Genomic DNA, 21,990 nt, shown 5'->3' on the forward strand with positions numbered 1-21,990 from the left:
TTTCGCCTACCGTATATGGACCAGAAAGTGCTCGTACTCAATGGCGATTACACCGCCATTACCTTATGCAGCGTGCAGAAGGCTTTTGTATTATTATTCCTGGACAAGGCTGAAATGGTGGCCAAGTCGGAGCATGGCACCATGCGCACCGTTTCGCAGGCCTACCCCAAGCCCAGCATCATCCGGTTGGCGCGCTACGTGCGCGTGCCCTACAAAGGCATCGCGCTCAGCCGCCACAATATTTTCAAGCGCGACCAGTACGAGTGCCAGTACTGCGGCTCGACCAAAACGCTGACCCTCGACCACGTGCTGCCCCGCTCGCGCGGCGGCGACTCGGGCTGGACTAACCTCATCACGGCCTGCTCGCGCTGCAACCACGCCAAAGGCCAGCGCACGCCGTCGGAGGCCAACATGCCCCTGCGCACGCAGCCCAAAAAGCCCACGCTCGCCGGCTTTCTCAAGCTCTCGGCTGGCACCCTCGACCAGAACTGGCACGCCTACCTGGGGTAGGGAATTAGCTTAACCAGACAGTTGAAAGTACTGGACTAAATAGAACGTCATCCCGAGCTTGCCGAGGAATCTCGCTCGCATCGTGGAACGAGGCTCCAACGACTGCGGGCGAGATTCCTCGGCAAGCTCGGGATGACGTTCTTTTTCTACCTACTTACTCTTGACCAACTACTTAGTAAGTGGCCGGCGCGGGAGCATTACCGGCGAGCGCGGCGTTGTTTTGGTTGCGGCGGGGCATGTTGCCCGACATTTCCTCCTGGTCGTAGTACGATTGCACTGGCTGGCCATTTACGAAGGTGAGCAGGTCGCGGTTGAGGCGGTCTTTGGCGGTAATGAGCAGGCCGTGGGGCTCGCCGTCGTAGGCCACGAGCTGCGCGCCGGGCACCATCGGCGCGGCGGCCTCGGCACCCGTGGCCGGGGGCACAATGTCGTCGGAAGTACCGTAGATGAACAGCGCGGGCACGTGAATCGCCTGCATATCCTGGCGGAAGTCGGTTTCGCCGAAAGCCTTCACGCACTGCGAAGTGGCGCGGGGCGACGCCGGAAAAGCCAGGCTGGCCGACCAGTCGAGCACACCCTGGCTCACGGGGTGCGAGAGCACGCCCTGGCCGTAGAACTTCTTGCCAAAGTCGGACAGGAAGCCGAAACGGTCCTTGCCCAGGTTCTCCATCATGTCATCAAAAACCGCCTTATCAACGCCCGAGGGGTTGCTGTCCGTTTTCAGCATGAAGGGCGTCACGGAACTCACGAAAACCACCTTGCTCACGCGGGCCCCGTGGTGGCGGCTCATGTAGCGGGCCACTTCGCCGCCGCCCATCGAGAACCCTACCAGGGTCACGTTCTGGAGGTTGAGGGCATCGAGCACGGCCTTGAGGTCGTCGGCCAGCGTGTCATAATTATAGCCATCCCAGGGCTTCGACGACTGGCCGAAACCGCGGCGGTCGTAGGCAATCACGCGCACATCGTGCAGCGGCAGCTCGGCCAGCTGGTATTCCCAGGAAGCCGCGCTCAGGGGCCAGCCGTGGATGAGTACAATCGGGTTGCCCTGGCCGTAGTCGTAATAATTGAGGTTGATGTCTTTGCCTTGGGCATCCTGGCCGACTTTGAGGAGATTCATGGGGGTAGGGAAAAGTGGAAAAGGAAGGAGTTTTTTGGATTTACGCAAAGCCCAAGGGCAAGGATTAGCCTGGGCGTTATTTTATGGTGAACCACGCTGATTTATTGTTAGCTACGCCAGTTAATCAGTCATGAGGTAGAAAAATAAACCTGTTTTTACTCCTCGAAAGCGCGGGCGTCGACCACAATCACGCGCTGCACCCGTCTTTTGAGGTATGAAACGCTTTTTCTGTGCCTTGGCGGGGCTGGTGAGTCTGGCGGGCTGCAACACTCAAACCACCTCAACTACTACCCCTACCCAAACTACCGAAGCCCGGCCGGCTGCTGCGCCGGCCAACTCGGCCGGCACTGACTATCAGGTATATCGCACCCGGCTGCCCGGCCAAGCCGACAGCCTGACGCTGCACCTCGTCACGGCCCCGCGCGGCTTTGATGCCACCGGCACGGCGGGCCGCTTCGGCAGCTACTACGGCTCCAATGGCCGTCCCTACACGCTGCAAGGCCAACCCAGCGCGGCCCCCGATAGCGTAGTATTATTCGAAATCAGCCCCGAAAAAGCCATCGACCCCAATGGCAGCAGCCTGTACTGGCGCCTGCGCCGGCAGCCGGGCGGCAACCTGGCCGGCACGGTGGGGCAGGCACCGGTGCGGCTGCGGCTGGTACGGCTGGCGGCCGGGGCGCTCACCTTCGTGGTGCGCTACTTCGCCGACTCGCTGGCGGCCTTTCCGCGCGAGGCCAGGTCGCCCAAGGCCCACCTGAGCGTGCAGGCCCTGGTGCCCGTGGGCCTACCCGAGGCAGTACGCCAAGCCCTGACAACCAGTATGCTACGCGGCCTGCGCGGCGACACTATCGACGGTATTCCCAGCGTCAGCCTGGCCGCGCTGTATAAGCAGCAGCGGCGGGACTATTTTAAGAGCTACCGCGAAGATGCCGCCGACAGCCGCCCTACCCCCGCCGACACGGCCGGCATTGGGGCCTATGCCCCCGGCCTCACTTACGAAAACCAGACGGCCGCCCATGTGCTCTACCAGCAAGGCAACTTGCTGAGCCTGGGCTTTCTCAGCTACGATTACAGCGGCGGGGCGCACGGCAGCTACGGCACCATCGGTGCCAGCTACGACCTGCGCACCGGCCGCCGCCTGCGCTACGCCGATATTTTTCAGCTGGCGGCGGCCCAGCAGCTACCTGCGTTGCTGGCCCGCGCCGTGCGCCCGCTGGTGGGTTTGCAAGCCGATGAGCCGCTCGATAAGCAACTGCTGGTGAATAAGATGCCTCTCACGCACAACGTGTTTTTGACCGAAGGCGGCGCGGTATTCATCTACCAGCCCTACGAAATCGCCTCTTATGCCCAGGGCGAAATCCGGGTTTTCCTACTCCTGTCGGAGCTGCGGCCGCTGCTGCGCGAGGGCCTGCCGCTGCCCGGCAGCGGGGTAGCCGCACGTTGAGGGGCCGCGCTCAGCGGGTTACTCGGCTCAGCGACCGCTGGCCGTGGGCGCGCTGCTGGCGGCGCGCCTGTTGCGCCGGCCCGAGTAAGGCGCGTCCAACGTTTTAATTGCTCATCACTCACTATTCCTTGCCAACTACTTCCCACCTGCTCATCATGGCGCGCCACCCGGTGCTGGGCCAGGGCAAAACGCGGCTGGCCAGCACCATCGGCCCCGCCGCCGCGCTGACCGTGTACCACGAGTTGCTGGCCCACACCCGCGCCGCCACGGCCGGCGTCTCTGCCACCAAAACGGTGTGGCTGGCCGGTGCCCCTACCCCCGACGCGCCCGACTACTGGCCCGGCTATGCCCAGCACCCGCAGCCGGCCGGCGACCTGGGCCAGCGGATGCACACGGCCTTCGCCACGGCTTTCGCGGCCGGTGCCACTAAGGCCGTCATCATCGGCACCGACTGCCCCGAGCTTACTACGGAGCTGCTCGACCAGGCTTTCGCGCAGCTCGACGCGCAAGACGTAGTGCTGGGTCCCGCGCTCGATGGCGGCTACTACTTACTGGGAATGAAGGGATTAATTTCTGATTTTTGCCTCGAAAAAGAATGGAGCACCGCCAGCGTGTGCCCCGCCACGCTGGCCGATGCAGCGCGCCTGGGCCTGCGCGTGGCCCTCCTATCTCCCCTCGCCGACGTGGACACGGCCGACGACCTGGCTGCCTGGCGCGCCCGCTCGTAAAGCAGTAGCGCGAAGTTTCCACTTCATGCGCGAGCAGAGCGAACATCGTCGTTCGCGCCGTGCGGCCCCGCCATGCTCGCTGCGCTCACGCACGAAGTGGAAACTTCGCGCTACTAAAGTCCCTACCCCTATCATGGCCAACGAAGCGGTTGATTTTGAGCTCATTGTGCTGGGCGCGGGCTCGGCAGGTCTTGGTCTGGCCTTGTTTATGGCAAAGACTGGGCTCAGCGTGTTGCTGATTGACAAAACAGCGCAGGACGTGGGCGGCGACTGCCTCAACCACGGCTGCGTGCCCAGCAAGGCACTCCTTCACGCGGCGCGGCAGGTGCACCAGGCCCGGCAAGCGGCGCGCTTTGGCGTGCAGGTGAGCGGCCCCGCTGACCTGGGCCGGGTGATGGACTACGTGCAAGAGCGCCAGGCCATTATCCGCCGCCACGAAAACCCCGACTCTTTGCGCGAGCAAGGCGTTACGGTCGAAATTGGCGAGCCGCGCTTCGCGGGGCCGCACGAAATTGAGCTGAACGGGCGCACGCACCGCGGCCGGCGCATCGTGATTGCCACCGGCTCGCGGCCCCGCCAGCTCGCGGTGCCCGGCGCCGAGCTGGTGGCGCACTACGACAACCAGCGCGTGTGGGACCTGCGCCAGCTGCCCGCCCGCCTGCTGGTGGTGGGCGGCGGCCCCAACGGCGTGGAGCTGGCCCAGGCCATGCAGCGCCTCGGAGCGCTGGTCACAGTGGTGCATTCGGCCAAACAGATTTTAGAAAAAGAAGACCCCGGCATCAGCGCCGTGCTACTAGAGCGGCTACGCGGCGAAGGAATTGATTTTCAGCTGGAAGCCGAAATAACCGCCTTCCCGAACGCCAACACGGTGCAGCTTCGGCACGCCGACGGCCGCGAAACCAGCATCGAATTTGACGCGGTGTACGTGGCCATTGGGCGCGAGGTGGGCTTCGATGGCTTGCAGCTCGAAAAGGGGGGGGTAGGGCTGAATACGCACGGTCACTTGGTGCTCGATGAGCATTTGCAAACCACCAACCCCGCCGTTTTCGCAGCCGGCGACGCGGCCAACTCGCTCAAATTCAGCCACGGGGCCGAGCTGCACATGCGGCTGCTGCTGTTCAATTTCTTCTCGCCCATCAAGAAAAAGCTCGACTACGACCACTTTTCCTGGGTCACGTTCACCGACCCCGAGGTGGCGCATTTTGGCCTCGATGCTGCCGAGCTCGATCGGCGCGGCACTGCCTACGAGCGCTGGGAAACCGACTTCGCCGCCGACGACCGCGCTGTGGTGGACGACTATCAGTATGGTCGCCTGCTGCTCTTCGTCGAAAAAAACCTGCTGCCCGGCACCAAGCGCCGCCTGCTGGGCGGGGCGATGGTGGCCCCCGGCGCGGGCGAGCTCGTGCAGGAACTGATTTTGGCCAACAGCAGCGGCCTCGGCGTGGACGCGCTCTTCGACAAAATATATCCCTACCCCACCGCCGCGCGCATAAACCAGCAATTGGTAGTGCGCCAGCGCGACATTTCGCCGCTGGCCCGGCTGGCGTTCAGACTAAACGCATTTGGCAATCTGGGCCAAGAGGGCCTCTAAATGGGTATCACTCCAGCCCAAGCGCTTGCGCTTGACTTTCAGACTGCCGGACGAGGGATCGGCGCGCAGCAGATTTAGGGCCATTTTGCGCACCAGGGCCAGATTTTCGGCGGCTCGCTCGTCGCGTAGGCGGTGGGCGTCCTGGCGCAGGGTCACATCCAAGTGCCAGTGCAGTTGGTTTTCTACGGCCCAGTGTCCCCGCACGGCCGTCAGGGCCTGGGCCGCCGTTAGCTCAGGCTGGCTGCTGAGGTAGTAGCGCGGGGGCTGGGCCTGGGGCGGGCTACCGGCCGGATAGCGCACCGTTTCCACCCGCACCAGGGCCGCCAGCTGCGGCCAGCGCCCATCCTCGTTGACCCAGCGCAGGTCGGTCTGCACGGCCACTTGCCAGTGCACGGGTGTGTTGTGGCTGGCCCAGCCAGTGGCCTCAGCCTGGGGCCGAACGCCGGCCAACGCTCGCTCGGCCTCGGCGCACAGAGTGGGCTGGTTCTGCTTGAGGGCCAGCAGGTAATGGCCACCCTGGTTGCCAAGCTGGGCGGCGATGGCGGGCTGGCAGCCCAGCGCATCGAGGCTGACGAGCGCCCCGCCCGACAAGTCCAGCAGGGCCAGCACGTCGGGAATAGCGGCCAATTCCTGCCCCTTGCCCCTGGTCGCCACCTGCGCCAGGCAGAGGCCCTCGGCGCGGGCCAGGGCCGAGACTACGTGCAGCGCCTGCGGGCCGCTGCCGCGCAACGTCTGCCCGTCCACGCAGACCTGGGCGGCAACCGGGGCGGGCAGCAACTGGCGTACCCAGTTCAAAAAGGCGGCGTTGAAAGCCGCCGCGTCCAGGTGCTGAAAGACGCGGCGGAACGTGTCGGCGGCGGGCACGCCGTGGGGCAGGGCCAGGTGGCGGGCTAGGGGAACCTGTTTTTGCTGGCCGAAGTCGGCTATATCTTCGAAATCGTCGGCCCCGCACAAGACGGCTAATACACTGATAACGAGAATGGAAAGCAGTGGGTGACGAAAATTGCGGCCAGGCTGGCGAAAATCGGGTACCTCGGCCAAGTGCGTGAGCAGGGACATGCCCGCAAAGGTCTGCTGATAGCACGCTAGCCAAATGCGTTTAGTCTGGGCTGGCGTTAGATTTTGCCTATAAGCTGTAAAGAAAAGTGTAGGATAAGCTTTAGCTTGCCGTCTTTGGAAAAGGCACCGATTTACGAACGTGCTGGCAATCAGTCAACAAGCTAAAGCTTACCACCTATTTTCCGGCGAGCTAAAGTTTGCCTTGTCGCACCAGCGCCCGATACACGCGCAGCAGCCGCGCCTGCGGCACGCCCGCTTTATAAAGCAGCACGATGAGCGCGAAAATGCCTTGCAGCCGGAACACGCCGTTGGCCAAATACTTACGCGCCGACGTGACTATCACCCGCGGCAGCAGCCGAAACGGGGCCGCTCGCCGCAGCCGCGCCACAATTTCCTGGTCCTCCATCACCAACAGGTCCTCGCGGTAGCCACCTACGCGCTCAAACAGCTCTTTTTCAACGAATAAGCTCTGGTCGCCAAACCGAAAAACCGTCAGCGGCAGGCGCGTCATCCAGGCATTGAGCCGCAAAAACCAGTGCGGATGGTCGAAAGCCAGGCGGTAGCACCCCGCGCCCGCGCCCGCCGCCACCGCCCGCCGAATGTCGGCCAGGAAGCCCGGCGGGGGGTAGGAATCGGCGTGCAGAAAGTACAGAATGGCCCCGCCGGCGTGCGCCGCGCCGTGGTTGAGCTGCGCGGCGCGGCCCTTGCGGGGGCTGCGCAGCACGCGCGCGCCGGCTTCGGCCGCCAGCCGGGGGGTAGGGTCGGTGCTGCCGCCGTCCACCACCAGCAGCTCGGTGGCGCGGTCCAGCTCGGGACGTAAATAGGCCAGCAGCGCGACAATAGTGGCCGCCTCATTAAACGTGGGGATGATGAGGCTGATGACGGGCGCGGTGGGGGGGTAGGCGTCCGGCATGGGGAAGTTGGGTTTCTGCAAAGCAACGGCTTCCTACCCCCTGGGTTGGCGCGGCCGGCGACCTTCTTAGTAGTGAAACAACTCTACAAGCCGGGCGCAAACTGCCTGCGCCGTAACCGCTTCCAAAGCCCCCAGCTTGCGCACCAGACGCGTTTTATCCACCGACCGGATGTGGTCGAGCGCTACCTGCCCGGCTTTGCCCTGAAACTTGCAATCGACCCGCGACGGGTAAGCGCGCTGGCTACTCGTGAGCGCCGTAATGGTAACGGTGCGCAGGTGGCGGTTCAGCTCATCGGGCGAAATGACTACGCACGGCCGCGTTTTGTTGATTTCGCTGCCTTGCGTGGGGTCGAGGTTCACCAGCCATACCTCGAAGCGCTGGGGCGCGGCTACCATTGCCACTCGGTTTCCTCAAAATCGGCATCCGAGAAGCCTTCCAGCAATTCGCCTTCCGGCTCCTGGCCGACGGCTAGGGCGGCTTGCATCTGGGCCTCCCAGTTTACTCTGGCTGAGCGCATTACCGGAGCAATGAGCAATCCATCGGGGGTAGGGCGCAGGTCAACTTCGCCGCTTAGGTGGTACTGTTGCAGCAGTTTCTTGGGCAACACAATACCTTGCGAGTTGCCGACGCGGATAATACGGGTGTGCATAGCACGAATGTACGCACAAAGTAATTACTAAAAAGACTACTCCCTATGCAGAAGTTTGTGCTCCTCTTGCTAGGTGCTTTAGGCATGCTTGCTTCATGCTCACAGTCAAAGCTAGCTGAACAACGTGTGTATCTGGCTAAAGGTAATATATCGTTCGCCCTGCCCGATAGCCCCCTCACATACAGTAAACCAATACTTTGGCCTGGCGACTATGAGCTGAGCGATTATGGCGAAGCCGGCAGTTTTTACCATAATCAGGATTCCTCTATCATCGTCTCGGTTTATGCCAAGGCATATCCTGACCCAGAACAAAGAACAGTATCATGGCGAATGCATGCTGATGAGAATCGTCAGCGAGCAGACTTGGCTGCTAGAAATATGGGCTTGACTGTAATCGAGCGCTTTGCAGCAAACAGCATTGAGCGTACAGTCACTATAGATTATCATATGCCTAAACGGCCCGAAAAAGGCTGGCGGGGACAGGCAAGCTACGAAAAGACCTTAACATTTTATGGCCCTCAACGAACTGTAAAATTCTGGTTTCTTGCACCGGATAACGCGGCCAATCGGCAAGCTATTGCAACGGCTTGCGCAAGCGTACGCGTTAATGCAACCTATTTGCAGGCAAGTGCTAATTCATATCCATCAAGAGAGTATCGGGACTAGCAAAACCCACTGAAAATCCGTACCTTTGCGGCCCTGTCAAGGCGGCAGGTCGGGGGCTTACCCCCTCGGAACCAACCCAAAATGCGCTTCGCCCTGGGTTCCGGCGGTGGCGTTCAGTAGTTTAGGAACCCGCATCACATGGCAGAATTGGTTGACGATTTCGACTGGGACAATGTCGGACAAGGCGGCTTTGGCGGTAATTACAACGCCGAGCAGCGCGCCGAGCTGGAAAAGCTCTACAGCGACACCCTCACCACCGTTCAGGAGGAAGAGGTAATTAAAGGCACCGTGGTGGGCATGACCGACCGCGATGTTATTCTGAACATCGGCTTCAAATCGGATGGCCTCGTGCCGCTGAGCGAATTTCGCGACCTGCCCGACCTGAAAATCGGCGACGAGGTTGACGTGTTCATTGAAGACCAGGAAGATGCCAACGGCCAGCTTATCCTGAGCCGCAAAAAGGCGAAAATCAAGCAGGCCTGGAACGCGATTTACGCGGCTTTGGAGAATGATACCGTGCTGGAAGGCGTGGTGAAGCGCCGCACCAAAGGCGGCCTCATCATGGAGATGGATGGCGTAGAAGCTTTCCTCCCCGGCTCGCAAATCGACGTGAAACCCATCCGCGACTTCGACATCTATGTGGGTCGCCGCATGGAAGTGAAGGTGGTGAAAATCAACGCCGCTTTCGACAACGTGGTGGTGTCGCACAAAGTCCTCATCGAAAAGGACCTGGAGCAGCAGCGCGAAGCCATCCTGAACAACCTCGAAAAAGGTCAGATTCTGGAAGGCAACATCAAGAACATGACCAACTTCGGCGTGTTCATCGACTTGGGCGGGGTCGATGGTCTGCTGCACATCACGGACATTTCGTGGGGCCGCATCGCTCACCCGAGCGAGGCATTGCAGCTCGACCAGAAACTCAACGTGGTTGTGTTGGACTTCGACGAGGCCAAGAAGCGTATCTCGCTGGGCTTGAAGCAGCTGACGCCGCACCCGTGGGATTCGCTGCCGGCCGACCTCGGTCCCGGCTCGCGCGTGCAGGGCCGCATCGTGAACGTGGCCGACTACGGCGCATTCATGGAAGTGGTGCCGGGCGTCGAAGGCCTCATCCACGTTTCGGAAATGAGCTGGAGCCAGCACCTGCGCAACCCGCAGGACTTCATCAAGCAGGGCGACATCGTGGAGGCAGTAGTGCTGACCCTCGACCGTGAAGACCGCAAGATGAGCCTGGGTATCAAGCAGCTGACCGAAGACCCGTGGACTCGCGGCGACTTCGCCAACAAGTTTGCCGTGGGTACCAAGCACAGTGGCCAGGTTCGCAACCTCACCAACTTCGGCCTCTTCGTGGAGCTGGAAGAAGGCGTGGACGGCCTCGTGCACGTGTCGGACCTGTCGTGGACCAAGAAAGTGAAGCACCCTTCGGAAGTGGTAAAAGTTGGCGACAAGCTCGACGTAGTAGTACTAGAGCTGGATATGTCGGCCCGCCGCCTCGCCCTGGGCGTGAAGCAGCTGGAGGAAAACCCCTGGGATACCTTCCAGACGGTGTTCACCCCCGGCTCGGTCCACAAGGCTACCATCACCGAGAAGTCGGACCGTGGCGCGGTGCTCGAATTGCCTTACGGCATCGAAGGCTTCGCCTACCCCAAGGGCTTGGTAAAGGAAGATGGCTCGAACGCCGAAAACGGCGAGCAGCTGGACTTCCGCGTAACGGAGTTCTCGAAGGATGACCGCCGCATCGTGCTCTCGCACACCGCGGTGTACAACAAAGAGGATGAAAGCAACCGCGGCACCTCCAACTCGAAGTTCACGAAGAAAACCCCCGCCGGCGGCCAGGCCCAGGGCGAAGGCAAACTGAGTGACCTCAAGAAGCCCGCTGACAAGAACACCCTCGGCGACCTCGACGCCCTCAGCGCCTTGCGCGACCAGCTGGCCACCACCGAGCGCCAGACCGCCGAGGACCGCCTGAAGGCCCGTGTCGATGCCGATGTGCCCCTGGCTGGCCCGTCGCCCGACAACGCGGACATCGCCTAAGGCGATTGACGCAGGGTAAAACAAGGAGCCCCGGCCGCGAGGTCGGGGCTTTTTTGTGGCCGGCGGTTTGGCAATGCAGGGTTTTTTCGTACCTTTGTGCCCCCAAGCCGGTAACGTGACCGAGCGGCTAGGTAGAGGTCTGCAAAACCTCCTACGGCGGTTCGAATCCGCCCGTTACCTCAACAAAAAATCCCCACCCGGCAGCTGCCGGGTGGGGATTTTTTGTTGAGTTGGTATCGAAATGCTAGCTGCTGGTCATCTTGCGGCCTTTGAGGTTCTGCTTGGCACCGTCGAGCTGCAGCTGCAGCGCCTTCAGTTTCTGCTTTTCGGCATCAACCAGCTTTTTCTGGGTATCAACCTGGTCTTTTAGGGTCTGGGCCTTCTGGGCCTGCTGCGCGATGTAGGGGTCACTGGAATTCACGCCACTGATACCACGTGAGCAGCTAACCAGCCCTATGCTCAGAGCGGTAGCGATAAGAATTGTTTTGATAGGCACAATCATAGGGAGTTCAGGCTTAGGAATGAAGTAGATGCGCGGCCGGCTGGCCGTCAAGGTGCTAAAGCAGCACATGGTAGGTATCAAGCAGTTACTACCTCCACCCTTTACGAAGGCGTAGCATAATTTGTTGATTATTTACTGATATTACGCCCTATCTTATTCGAGATGGCAAGGGGGAGTAGCGCGAACTTGGTAGTTCGTGTTCCCGCACCGTTAATACTGGCTTTAATGGCGCGGGGACGCGAACTACAAAGTTCGCGCTACTCCCCGTGGCGTAACAGCAGTTAGTTAGCGTTTTATTTTCGCTGAAAGCGGCGCTCTTTGAATTCACAGCCACTTCCTCATGCTGAAGGGGGGTAGGGCCGCCAGCGCGGCGCGCTTGGGCTGCTTTGCTGGCTACGATGGGGCTATGGGCACCCGAATAAGCCCCGCCGTGCCTACATTGCTAAGCCGCTGGCTGAGCCCGGCGGCTTACTCTTGCCCTGGCTATATGAAGATTATTGACCTGCGCACCATGCGCGGCCCGAGCTACTGGTCGGTGAAGCACTACCGACTCATTGTATGTAAAGTCGATTTACAAAAATTTGCCGGCGAGTGGAGCAATACCCTGGCGGGTTTTGCCGACCGCCTGACGGCCTTGCTGCCCGAGATTGGGCAGCCACACGAGCTAAGCCAGCACTCCAGCAAGCAGCTGGCCAAGCACCCGCCCCTCACGCGGGAGCAGCTGGCCGACGGCGAGCCGCTGGGCCACGTTATGCAACACGTGGCGCTGGAGCTGCAGCGCCGGGCCGGCATGCCGGTGTTCTGGGGCAAGAGCTACCCGGCCCGCGAAGAGGGGGTAGAGTACGTAGTATTTGCCTACCAGGAGGAGCGCGCCGGCCGCTATGCCGCCCAGGCCGCCGTGGAGCTGGTGGAGGCGCTGGCCAACGGCGAAGAATTTGACCTCAAGCCCGTTATCGACGAGCTGCACGACATTCGGGAGGAAGAGTTTTTTGGCCCCAGCACCTGGAGCATCGTGGCGGAGGCCGCCTCGCGCAACATTCCGTATATCCAGCTGAAAAACAGCAACATCATTCAGCTGGGCTACGGTGTGAACCAGCGCCGCATCTGGGCCACTACTACCAACCTCACCTCGCACGCGGGCGTGGAGGTGGCCGGCAATAAGAACCGCACCAAGGCCATGCTGGAAGACGGCGGCGTGCCGGTGCCGCGCGGCACCACGGTGTATTCGGAAGATGGCCTGCGCGACGCCATTGAGGAGCTGGGCTTTCCGCTCGTGACCAAGCCGCTCGACGGCAACCACGGCAAGGGTGCCACCATCCGCATCATGAACTGGGAAGATGCCGTGGCGGGCCTGAAAGCCGCCAAGGAGTACTCGCGGGCCGTGATTGTGGAGCAGTTCGTGGAGGGCGACGACCACCGCCTGCTGGTGGTGAACGGCAAGCTCATCGCGGCCGCCCGGCGCACGCCGGCCGCCGTGACCGGCGACGGGCAGCTCACCATTCAGCAGCTCATTGACCAGGTGAATACGGACCCGCGGCGGGGGGTAGGGCACGAGAAGGTGCTCACCGCTATCAAGGCCGACCAGCACACGCTCGATATTCTGAAGGGCCGCGACCTGAGCCTCGACTCGGTGCTGCCGGCCGGCGAAACGCTATACCTCAAGAGCACCGCCAACATCAGCACCGGCGGCACGGCTACCGACGTAACCGACCTCGTGGACCCCTACAACGTGCTGCTGGCCGAGCGCGTGGCCGGCATCGTGGGCCTCGACATTTGTGGCATCGACATGCTGACCAGCAACATCGCCATTCCCCTGAACCAGACGCGCGGCGCGGTGATTGAGGTAAATGCCGCGCCCGGTTTTCGGATGCACATCGCGCCTACCGAGGGCCTGCCGCGCAACGTGGCCGCGCCGGTCGTGGACATGCTGTTCCCGCCCGGCAGCATGGCCCGCATTCCCATTATTGCCGTCACGGGCACCAATGGCAAGACCACGACCACGCGCCTCATCGCGCATCTGGTGGCCAGCATAGGCTATAAAGTGGGTTTCACGACTACCGACGGCATTTACATTCAGGGCGTGCAGCTGCAAAAAGGCGACTGCACGGGCGGCCAAAGCGCCGAGTTCGTGCTGCGCGACCCCACCGTGAACTACGCCGTGCTCGAAACGGCGCGCGGCGGCATGCTGCGCTCGGGCCTGGGCTTTCACACCTGCGACATCGCGGTGGTGACCAACGTGGCCGCCGACCACCTGGGCCTGCGCGACATCCATACCGTGGAGGAAATGGCGGCCGTGAAGGGCGTGCTGCCCCGCACGGTGCGCAAAAACGGCTGGGCCGTGCTCAACGCCGACGACGACTTGGTGTATGAGATGGGCCGCAATCTGGAGTGCCGGGTGGCCTATTTCTCCATGAATGAGCATAATCCGCGCATTCAGGAGCACGTGGAGGCCGGCGGCGTGGCGGCCGTGTACGAAGAGGGCTACCTCACTATTTACAAAAACTCCTACAAGCTGCGCATCGACCGGGCGGCCGAGTTCCCGGTCACGCTGGGGGGTAGGGCCACGTTTAACATCGAAAACGCGCTGGCCGCCGCGCTGGCAGGCTACCTGGCGGGCTTCGACAAGGATGCGATTAAAACCGCCTTCCGCACCTTTATCCCTTCGGCCACCAAAACGCCGGGTCGCATGAACGTGTACAAGTTTCCGCGCTTTGAGGTGATTGTGGACTACGCCCACAACACGGCCGGCATCACGCGCTTCGCCGAGTTTATGGACGCCACCACGGCGACCCGCAAGATTGGGGTAGTATCGGGCCTGGGCGACCGGCGCGACGAAGACACGCTGGGCTTTGCCCGCATCGCGGGCCGCATCTTCGACGAAGTAATTCTGCGGCAGGACCGCGACCTGCGCGGCAAAACCGCCGAGCAATTGCGCGAGATTATGACCCGCGGCCTACGCCTCGACAAGCCTGACTTGCCGATTACTTACATCGAAAACGAGCTGGCCGCCATTGACCACGTGCTAGCTACCGCGCCCGACGGCGCGGTGGTGGTGCTGCTGACGGAGGATATCGCCAGCGTGCTGCGCAAGCTCGATGCGTTTGAGGCGGAATCGGGCTCCTGATTTCGGGGTCCTGGCTAAGACGTTTGTCATTGCGAGCAAAGCGAAGCAATCGCACCTGAACGATGGACGCACGACTGGCGTGAGTGTCGTTCAGGTGCGATTGCTTCGCTTTGCTCGCAATGACAAACCATTAATGACAGCCGATTAACAATCAACAACCAACTTCCCACCCATGAACTACCTCGCGCAAGTTGCCCTGGCGGCCGTTGCCTTAGGGCTGGCGGCCTCCTGCCAGTCGTCTTGAACCTCCTCCGAAAAGGCTGCGGCCGACACCGCCGCCAGCGGCCCCAATAAGGACCTGAATGGCCTGTTCGGGCAATACTGGGACAAGCAGTCGCGGCTGGACCCGCTGGCCGCGACGGGGCAGGGCGACAGCCGCTACAACGATATTTTGCCCAACGACCAGACCCAGGCGTGGCGCGACACGCTCGGCGCGTTCTATAAGAACTACTTGGGGCGGCTGGAGAAATACGACCGCAACGCGCTGGACGACAACGATAAAATCAGCTACGACATCTTCCAGTACGAGATGCAGCAGCGGCTGGCGGGGCTCAAGCTGAACACCTGGATGCTGCCGTTTCAGCAGTTTTGGGGCCTACCCCTCACGCTGGGGCAATACGGCTCGGGGCAGGGCAATCAGCCGTTTAAAACGGTGAAGGATTACGACAACTGGCTGGGGCGCATCCACGGCTACACGCTGTGGGCCGACTCGGCCATTGGCAATTTTCGGCGCGGGATGCGGGCGGGGGTAGTGCTGCCCCGAGCGCTGGTGGTGAAGATGATTCCGCAGATGCGCGGCAAGGACATTGTGGTGACGGACCCCAGCAAGTCGCTCTTTTATGGGCCGATTAAAATGCTGCCCAAGGACTTTTCGGACGCCGATAAGCAGCGCATTACGGCGGCGTATAAAAAGGCGATTATGACCGAGCTAGTGCCGACTTACCAGAAGCTGGGTAATTTTCTGGAGAAGGAATACCTGCCCAAATCGCGGGCCACGAGCGGCATTGCGGCCGTGCCGGGCGGTCCGGCCATGTACACCTACGACGTGGCGTACTGGACCACGACCAGCCGAACGCCCGCCGAAATCTACCAGACCGGCCTCTCGGAAGTGGCCCGCATTAAGGGCGAGATGGAGAAGGTGAAGGCGCAGGTCGGCTTCAAGGGCGACTTGCCGGCGTTCTTCACCTACCTCAAAACGGACAAGAAATTCATGCCCTACAAGTCGCCGAAGGAGGTGCTGGACGCCTTCCGCAAGATTCAGGCGACCATTGACCCGAATTTGAAGAAGATGTTTGGGCACACACCCAAGACGCCGTTCGAGATTCGGCAGACCGAGAAATTCCGCGAAGCTTCGGCCTCGGCCGAATACAACCCCGGCTCGCCGGACGGCACGCGGCCGGGCATCTTCTACGTGCCGATTGCCGACGCCACGAAGTTCAACACCACTTCGGGCATGGAATCGCTGTTTTTGCACGAGGCCATTCCGGGCCACCACTACCAGATTTCGTTGCAGCAGGAAAACCAGGAGCTGCCCAAGTTCCGGCAGTTTGCCTGGTACGGCGCGATGGGCGAGGGCTGGGCGCTCTACTCCGAAAGCCTGGGTAAGGAGCTGGGCCTCTACACCGACCCTTATCAGTACATGGGCGCGCTGGGCGACGAGATGCACCGCGCCGTGCGCCTGGTGGTGGACACCGGCCTGCACTCGCGCAACATGACCCGCGAGCAGGCCATCAAGTACATGATGGACAACGAGCCCATCAGCGAGGACGGGGCCACGGCCGAGATTGAGCGCTACATGGCCATTCCGGGCCAGGCGCTGAGCTACAAAACCGGCCAGCTCAAAATCCGCGAGCTGCGCACCCGCTACGAAAAGGCGCTGGGCAGCAAGTTCAAGCTCAGCGACTTCCACGATGAGCTGCTGAAAGACGGCGTGATGCCGCTGGCCGTGCTCGAAAAGAAGATGGACGCCTGGGCGGCGAAGCAGTAGGGTGCGGGGCTTGCCCCCGCCCGTCGTTGAACGAAACCGGGTCCATCGCTGAACGACTCGCGCCGGTTTCGTTCAACGATGGACCCGAACTGTTCAACGACGGGCGGGGGCAAGCCCCGCACCCTACTTTTTCCGCAGCAGCGCCACCAAACCCACCACCGCGCCGGCCACGGCCAGCGCTTTGAGCCAGGGGCTCACCAGCGGCGGCGGCACCGAGCGCACGCCGCTGGCATCGGCTACAGCGGGCTCGTGGGCGTAGCGACCGATTTTGGGCCGGGCTTCGGTGTCGAAGTGGGTCGCCAGGTCGGCCAGCTGCTGGCGCAGCGCCTCGCCGTGCATGGCGAGGCCGTGGCCGGTGGCGGCCACCTCGGGCGCGAGGGCGAGCAGGGCGGCTACGGAGCGGCGGGCGGCGTCCCAGTCGGGCGTGAAGTAGGCGGGCGGGCCGTGGACCTGCTGCTTTTGGGTGAGGGTGGCGAGGGCCGACTCGCCGACGACCGTCGTGAAGGCATCGCCGGCCACGAGCACTTTATCCGCGTCGCGGAAGAACGAAACGTGGCCCGGCGTGTGGCCGGGGGTAGGGAGCCAGCGCCAGCCGGGCAGGCCGGGCACGGTGTGGTCGGCGGGCAGCGGCCGCACCCGCGCGCCGAAATCGTAGGGCTGCCGGGGGTAGAGAAACGAGCTCCAGGCCATGAGGCCGCCGCCCACCGTGGGGTCGGCCGGGGGGTAGGCCGAGCGGCCGGTGAGGTAGGGCAGCTCCAGCGGGTGGGCATATACGGGCACGTTGGGCCAGGCCTCCAGCAGCCCCGCAAGGCCCCCGGCGTGGTCGAAATGGCCGTGCGTCAGCAGAATGGCCGCCGGGGGGGTAGGGCCGAAAGCTTCGGCGGCGTGCTGCCGGATTTTGTCGGCTGAGCCGGCCAGGCCGGTATCAACCAAAACCCAGTCGCCACCGGGCTGGGCCGGGTCGGCGGCGGCGTAGTAGAGGTTCACGAACACGTCGCGCAGCGCGTGCAGGCCAGGCGCAACGGCCATGAAAGCGGGCGTGCTGGCCCGCGAAGCGTGGTTGGAAATCATAAGCAATGGGGCATAAGCTTTAGCTTGTGCGGGTTAAGTGGTGGAAAAGTTGCTATACGGCAATTGACAGGGGGTAGCGGCGCGCCCCGCACCCTGACTGGAAAATCGCGCTCAACAGGCAATCCGCACCCCGCCATCACCGCCCAGGCCGGCTACCCTAGCTGACTGCCCAAAAAGGGGAGTGAGTTGGGGTCCGACCCCAACTCACTCCCCTTTTTGGGCAGTCGGGCTCTCTTTTTGGGCACCCAGGCTCCCTTTTTGGGCACTCGGGCTCCCTTTTTAGGGAGTTGGCTTCTCTTTTTAGGCAACTGACCTCCTAAAAAGGGGAGTGAGTTGGGGTCGGACCCCAACTCACTCCCCTTTTTAGGCAGTGGGGTGCGGGGCTGGCCCCCGCTCGTCGTTGCACGAGTCCCGCCCGAGATGTGCAACGACGGGCGGGGGCAAGCCCCGCACCCTACCGCATTACCTCCGCAAATCGCGCTGAATAGTTTGCCCCCTCACTCCCGCGTGAGCCGCAGCACCTGGCTCACGCCCGCGCCCTGCACCCGCACCAGGTACGAGCCGCCGCCTACCCCCCCTAGTTCGGCCCGCGTGCCGCCGGCCTGCTGGCTGGTCCGCACCACGCGGCCCAGCAGGTCGAACACCGTGATGGCGTACGCGCCGGGGGGTAGGGCGGTGAGGTCGAGGGTGGCCGGGCCGCTGCCGCCGGGGTTGGGGTAAAGCTGGGCGCTGGCCGCCGCCTTCGCGGGGCTGGTGGCCAGGGGCGCGGCGGGCGCGGTGAGCTGGTAGATGGTGCCGCTCTGGTCATCGGAAATAAAGAGTCGGCCCTGCGGGTCCACGGCCGTATCGACGGGGCGGCCCCAGGCGCTGCCGAGGCTGAGGTCGGTGAAGCCGGCCACCAGGTCGGCTTGCGCGCCGGGCGTTTGGGTGGCGGCGTTCCAGGGAAAATACACGACCTTGTAGCCGGCCGGCGTGGTGCGGTTCCAGGAGCCGTGCAGGGCAATGACGGCCCCGTTGCTATACGCCGCCGGGAACTTGGTGCCCTGCAAAAACGTGAGGCCCAGCGCCGCCGAGTGCGCCGGAATGCCCTTGCTGATGCGCGTCATGGTAGCCACGGCCACGTGGCCGTCGCGGTTCCAGTCGTAGTCGCGGTCAAAGGGCATGTTGTCTGGGCCGGTGCTCGTGTCGGGGTTGGGGTTGAAAAACGGCCAGCCGTAGTTGGCCCCGTCGTTCACCTGCGTAAACTCGTCGGGCGGGTGGTTGTCCACATACTCAGGAATAACCTGGCCGTACTTCCCCGAGCCGTCATCGAAGGGGTAGGGCGTGTTGTCGCGGTTGTTCACGGCCACCCACAGCGTGTTGGTGCCCGGCACGAAGGCCAGCCCTTCGGCATTGCGCAGGCCGCGGGCGAAGAGCCGGCGGCCGGTGCCATCGGCGTCATACTGATAAATGGCCCCGCGCACGGGGTCACTTTGCGTGTCGGAGAGGCAAGCGTTGCAGGTCGAGGCAATGCTCACGTAGAGCTTGTGGTTGGCGTCGAGGGCCAGGTTTTTGAGCGCGTGGGCGTAGCTGCCCATCAGCTCGGGCGTGCTGGCATCGGGCAGGCCCGTGATGATGACTTCGCGGTTTTGGCCCGTGAGGTCGCCGGCGTGCCACACGTAGCGGTTTATCTGGTTGCTCTCGCTGAGATACAAATACGTGGTGCTGCCAATGGTGTGAAACACCATATCGTGCGGGTTGCGCAGGCCCGCCACGAAATCTGTGACCACCGGCAGCCCGCCCGCGCTGCCCGGCCGCACCAGGCTCACCTTGCCCGCGCCGGGCTGCGACACCAGCACCCCCCCATCGGGCGTAATGGCCATAAACCGCGCGCCCGGCACCCGCCCATACACCGCGATGGCGAAGCCGGCCGGCACTTGCAGCGTGCGCGGGGTATTGAAAGGCGCGCTGGCCAGCGCCGCCGGCACCGTGAGCGCCACGCTGGCCGGCGCGGGCAGCTGGGCGCGGGCGGGGCCAGCCAGCGCTAGGCCGAGGCCGAGGCCGATTGCCAGCAGGAAACAGGGGTAGGGAATGGTTTTCATGGGTAGGGTGCGGGGCTTGCCCCCGCCCGTCGTTGCACAGTTCATGCTCATTATGAAATAGTATTGACTAACTCGTGCCTGGTTCGTTCAACGATGGGCGGGGGCAAGCCCCGCACCCTACCGCACGCCCCGCACGCGCATGGGCACCGTGAACACGGCCTCCGAAGCGGTGATGAACAGCGTGCGCATGTCGGCACCGCCGAAGCAGAGGTTGGCCGTCCAGGCAGCGGGCACGGCGAGGTGGGCCAGGCGCTGGCCGGCGGGGCTATAAATGGTCACGCCCTGGCCGGTGAGGTACACGTTGCCGCGCGCGTCGAGCGTCATCCCATCGGAGCCCTGCTCCACAAACAGGTGCTTGTCAAACAGCTCGCCCTGCGGCCCCAGGCGGTAGCGGTAGGTTTTGCCGGCCCCGATGTCGGCCACGTACAGCAGCTTGCCATCGGGCGAGCCGATAATTCCGTTGGGCTTTTGCAGGGTTTTTTCCACCGCCACCGGCTGCGCGGCACCGGGCGCCAGGTAGTACACGTACTGCGCGGCGGGGCCGGCGTGGTCGGCGGGCCAGTAGTCGCGCTGGTAGTAGGGGTCGGTAAAATAGAGGCCGCCGTGGGGGCTGACCCACACGTCGTTGGGGCCGTTGAGGCGCTGGCCGTTCACCTTATCAACCAGCACTTTTTCCTGGCCGCCGGGGCTGATAGACCAGAGCTGATTGTCCGCATCGGCGCAGGCGATGAGGTTGCCTTTCTTATCAAAATACAGGCCGTTGGACCGCCCGGCCGGACTCAGAAACACGCTCAGCTTGCCAGCCAGGTCATATTTCCAGATTTTATCGTTGGGCTGGTCGGTGAAGTAGATATTACCCTGCCGGTCCACGGCCGGCCCCTCGGTGAAGCTGAACTGCTTAGCCACCAAATGGGGGGTAGGCGCGCCCGCGAACAGCGCCCGACCGGCCGCCGACAGCGGCGCTTCGGCCGCGACGGGGGGGGTAGGGGCCTGGGCGTAGGCCATGCCCGGCAGCAGGCCGGCAAACACGCAAAACGCGGCCAGCAAAGGGCGAATTTTCAGAAACATACAAAGCATGAATAAGGACTGATAACGGCTGACAGGTGGCAATTGAGCAGTCAGTCAAAAGTACAGGTATAAAAAGAACGTCATTCCTCGGCAAACTCGGAAGGACGTTCTTTTTATACCTGTTTACTTCTGCCCGAGTAATTACCGCGCGGCAGCCGAACCATCTGGCCGCGAATGGCGAATATTACGCAACTTATACACTGCTGTTACGCACGGCTTATCGCCCTCCGCGTCAACCTCACCCCCTAACCCCCTCTCCTGCGGAGAGGGGGAACTAGCTCTAGCCTAGTTTTAAATTGTAAATCAATTACTTAAACTAGAATTAGAGCTAAAAACTAGTCCCCCCTCTCCGCAGGAGAGGGGGTTAGGGGGTGAGGTTGACGCGGAAGGCGATAAGCCGTGCGTAACAGCAGTTATACACCCTCGCCGCCGCAAAGATGCGGCCCGCCTTTGCTTATGAAACTCAACAACTTCGAGCTGGCCTTCGTGCTGGGCCGCCTGCTGCTCGGCCTCAACTTTTTGATGCACGGACTGGTGCGCATCCCCAAGCTGGCCGTTTTCAGCGCTGGCATCGAGAAGGAGTTTGCCGCCGCGCCGCTGCTGCCCGTCCTGGTCAGCGCCTTCGCCCACGCCCTCCCCTTCGCCGAAGGCAGCATCGGCCTGCTGCTGCTGCTGGGCCTGTGGACGCGCCCGGCGCTGGTGGCGGCCATGCTGGTCATTATGAGCCTAGTATTTGGCAGCAGCCTGCTCGAGAAGTGGAGCCTCGTGGGCGACCAGCTGCTCTACGGCCTCTACATCATCACGCTGGTGCTGCACTTGCAGCGCAACCGCCTGTGCCTCGACCCGGTGGCGGCCCCGGAGGCCAGCAATCGCTAGCTCCGGGACTCACGCCCCGCGGGCAAACGGCGTTTGGCCGGCAGTTAACCACCTTAGCACAAGCAGCCAGGGGCTGGCCCGGCTCAACAACGCCTATCTTTAAGGCCGTTGCCAACGCCCGGCTTCTACCTGCCTTTCTCATGCGTAGTCACTCCCTGCTGCTCGCTGCCTGCCTCAGCCTCCCCCTGGCCGCCTTCGCCCAACGCCAGCCAGGGCCAGCCTACTTTTTGCGCCACCCCACCCAGGAGCCGCGACCGGGCCTGGTGCTATTGCCGGGCGGCCCGGTGCCGGCCCTGCCGGCAGCCCCCCTGCCCACGGTGCGGGCCGCGGCGGCCCTGGTGCCCCCGCTGGCTGCCGCCGGCCCGCCTACCCCCCCGGTGCCCGCCGACGAGCCGCGCCCTCGTCACGACCTCACCGGCGTGTGGGCCTACCCCCCTTATAACTCGTATCAAAACCTGCCCGAAGCCTACCGCAAGCACCCGCTACCCGACGCGTGGGCCGAGCCGTTGTTTCTGCAATTGCTGCGGGGCGCGCTGGGCCGGTAGGCCGGGGCCGCGCCGCGCGCTATAGCG

General features: G+C 62.9%; 16 protein-coding genes, 1 tRNA gene and 2 pseudogenes. 10 read left to right on the plus strand and 9 right to left on the minus strand.

Features of this window, described 5'->3' with window-relative positions; genetic code table 11:
- Positions 1–15: 15 nt before the first annotated feature.
- On the plus strand, positions 16–510 hold the full coding sequence (locus tag A0257_10340; GenBank protein ID AMR27455.1) for an HNH endonuclease: 495 nt from the start codon (positions 16–18) through the stop codon (positions 508–510).
- Positions 511–781: 271 nt separating this feature from the next.
- Here A0257_10340 and A0257_10345 read toward each other — a convergent pair.
- Positions 782–1,627, minus strand: a pseudogene (locus tag A0257_10345) (arylesterase).
- A 214-nt stretch (positions 1,628–1,841) separates the two neighbouring features.
- On the opposite strand from A0257_10345, the gene A0257_10350 reads away from it, so the two are divergent.
- The 3 genes from A0257_10350 to A0257_10360 all read left to right on the plus strand — a co-directional run bounded on the left by A0257_10350 (position 1,842) and on the right by A0257_10360 (position 5,390).
- Positions 1,842–3,071: a hypothetical protein gene (locus A0257_10350; GenBank protein ID AMR27456.1), complete on the plus strand. Its 1,230-nt coding sequence runs from the start codon at positions 1,842–1,844 to the stop codon at positions 3,069–3,071.
- Positions 3,072–3,226: 155 nt separating this feature from the next.
- Entirely contained in the window at positions 3,227–3,799 is a 573-nt protein-coding gene (locus tag A0257_10355; GenBank protein ID AMR27457.1) for a hypothetical protein, read from the plus strand.
- Positions 3,800–3,932: 133 nt separating this feature from the next.
- Entirely contained in the window at positions 3,933–5,390 is a 1,458-nt protein-coding gene (locus A0257_10360) for a hypothetical protein (protein AMR27458.1), read from the plus strand.
- Here A0257_10360 and A0257_10365 read toward each other — a convergent pair.
- The 4 genes from A0257_10365 to A0257_10380 all read right to left on the minus strand — a co-directional run bounded on the left by A0257_10365 (position 5,352) and on the right by A0257_10380 (position 8,012).
- The gene (locus tag A0257_10365; GenBank protein ID AMR27459.1) at positions 5,352–6,449 is read right to left on the minus strand and encodes a hypothetical protein; all 1,098 of its coding nucleotides are present in this window, start codon (positions 6,447–6,449) and stop codon (positions 5,352–5,354) included. The two genes, A0257_10360 and A0257_10365, sit on opposite strands and share 39 nt — an antisense overlap.
- Positions 6,450–6,639: 190 nt before the next feature.
- Positions 6,640–7,362, minus strand: coding sequence for a hypothetical protein (locus tag A0257_10370; protein ID AMR27460.1), 723 nt, complete (start codon positions 7,360–7,362; stop codon positions 6,640–6,642).
- Positions 7,363–7,428: 66 nt separating this feature from the next.
- Complete coding sequence (locus A0257_10375; GenBank protein ID AMR27461.1) at positions 7,429–7,758, minus strand: transcriptional regulator; 330 nt, start codon at positions 7,756–7,758, stop codon at positions 7,429–7,431.
- Positions 7,752–8,012: a hypothetical protein gene (locus A0257_10380; protein AMR27462.1), complete on the minus strand. Its 261-nt coding sequence runs from the start codon at positions 8,010–8,012 to the stop codon at positions 7,752–7,754. Before A0257_10380 ends, A0257_10375 begins: the two co-directional genes overlap by 7 nt.
- A gap of 804 nt (positions 8,013–8,816) precedes the next feature.
- On the opposite strand from A0257_10380, the gene A0257_10385 reads away from it, so the two are divergent.
- Together A0257_10385 and A0257_10390 are read left to right on the plus strand one after the other, a co-directional pair.
- On the plus strand, positions 8,817–10,709 hold the full coding sequence (locus tag A0257_10385; GenBank protein AMR27463.1) for a 30S ribosomal protein S1: 1,893 nt from the start codon (positions 8,817–8,819) through the stop codon (positions 10,707–10,709).
- Positions 10,710–10,818: 109 nt separating this feature from the next.
- Positions 10,819–10,892: transfer RNA gene (locus A0257_10390), tRNA-Cys, on the plus strand.
- A gap of 61 nt (positions 10,893–10,953) precedes the next feature.
- Here A0257_10390 and A0257_10395 read toward each other — a convergent pair.
- A complete protein-coding gene (locus A0257_10395; protein AMR27464.1) occupies positions 10,954–11,280 on the minus strand; it encodes a hypothetical protein in 327 nt (108 codons plus the stop codon).
- A 418-nt stretch (positions 11,281–11,698) separates the two neighbouring features.
- On the opposite strand from A0257_10395, the gene A0257_10400 reads away from it, so the two are divergent.
- Entirely contained in the window at positions 11,699–14,335 is a 2,637-nt protein-coding gene (locus tag A0257_10400) for a cyanophycin synthetase (GenBank protein ID AMR29715.1), read from the plus strand.
- 172 nt (positions 14,336–14,507) lie between these two features.
- A pseudogene (locus A0257_10405) lies at positions 14,508–16,322 on the plus strand (hypothetical protein).
- Between the two features lie 123 nt (positions 16,323–16,445).
- Here A0257_10405 and A0257_10410 read toward each other — a convergent pair.
- The 3 genes from A0257_10410 to A0257_10420 all read right to left on the minus strand — a co-directional run bounded on the left by A0257_10410 (position 16,446) and on the right by A0257_10420 (position 20,479).
- Positions 16,446–17,393: a hypothetical protein gene (locus A0257_10410; GenBank protein ID AMR27465.1), complete on the minus strand. Its 948-nt coding sequence runs from the start codon at positions 17,391–17,393 to the stop codon at positions 16,446–16,448.
- A gap of 497 nt (positions 17,394–17,890) precedes the next feature.
- Positions 17,891–19,525 (minus strand): sugar dehydrogenase, encoded by a 1,635-nt coding sequence (locus A0257_10415; GenBank protein ID AMR27466.1) that lies wholly within the window; start codon positions 19,523–19,525, stop codon positions 17,891–17,893.
- A gap of 66 nt (positions 19,526–19,591) precedes the next feature.
- Complete coding sequence (locus A0257_10420) at positions 19,592–20,479, minus strand: gluconolactonase (GenBank protein ID AMR29716.1); 888 nt, start codon at positions 20,477–20,479, stop codon at positions 19,592–19,594.
- A gap of 519 nt (positions 20,480–20,998) precedes the next feature.
- Between A0257_10420 and A0257_10425 the strand changes: the two genes are divergently transcribed.
- Both A0257_10425 and A0257_10430 read left to right on the plus strand, forming a co-directional pair.
- A complete protein-coding gene (locus tag A0257_10425; protein AMR27467.1) occupies positions 20,999–21,418 on the plus strand; it encodes a hypothetical protein in 420 nt (139 codons plus the stop codon).
- A 140-nt stretch (positions 21,419–21,558) separates the two neighbouring features.
- Entirely contained in the window at positions 21,559–21,963 is a 405-nt protein-coding gene (locus tag A0257_10430) for a hypothetical protein (GenBank protein AMR27468.1), read from the plus strand.
- Positions 21,964–21,990: the final 27 nt, after the last annotated feature.

The organism is Hymenobacter psoromatis (assembly GCA_001596155.1).
In the GTDB taxonomy this organism is placed as follows: domain Bacteria; phylum Bacteroidota; class Bacteroidia; order Cytophagales; family Hymenobacteraceae; genus Hymenobacter.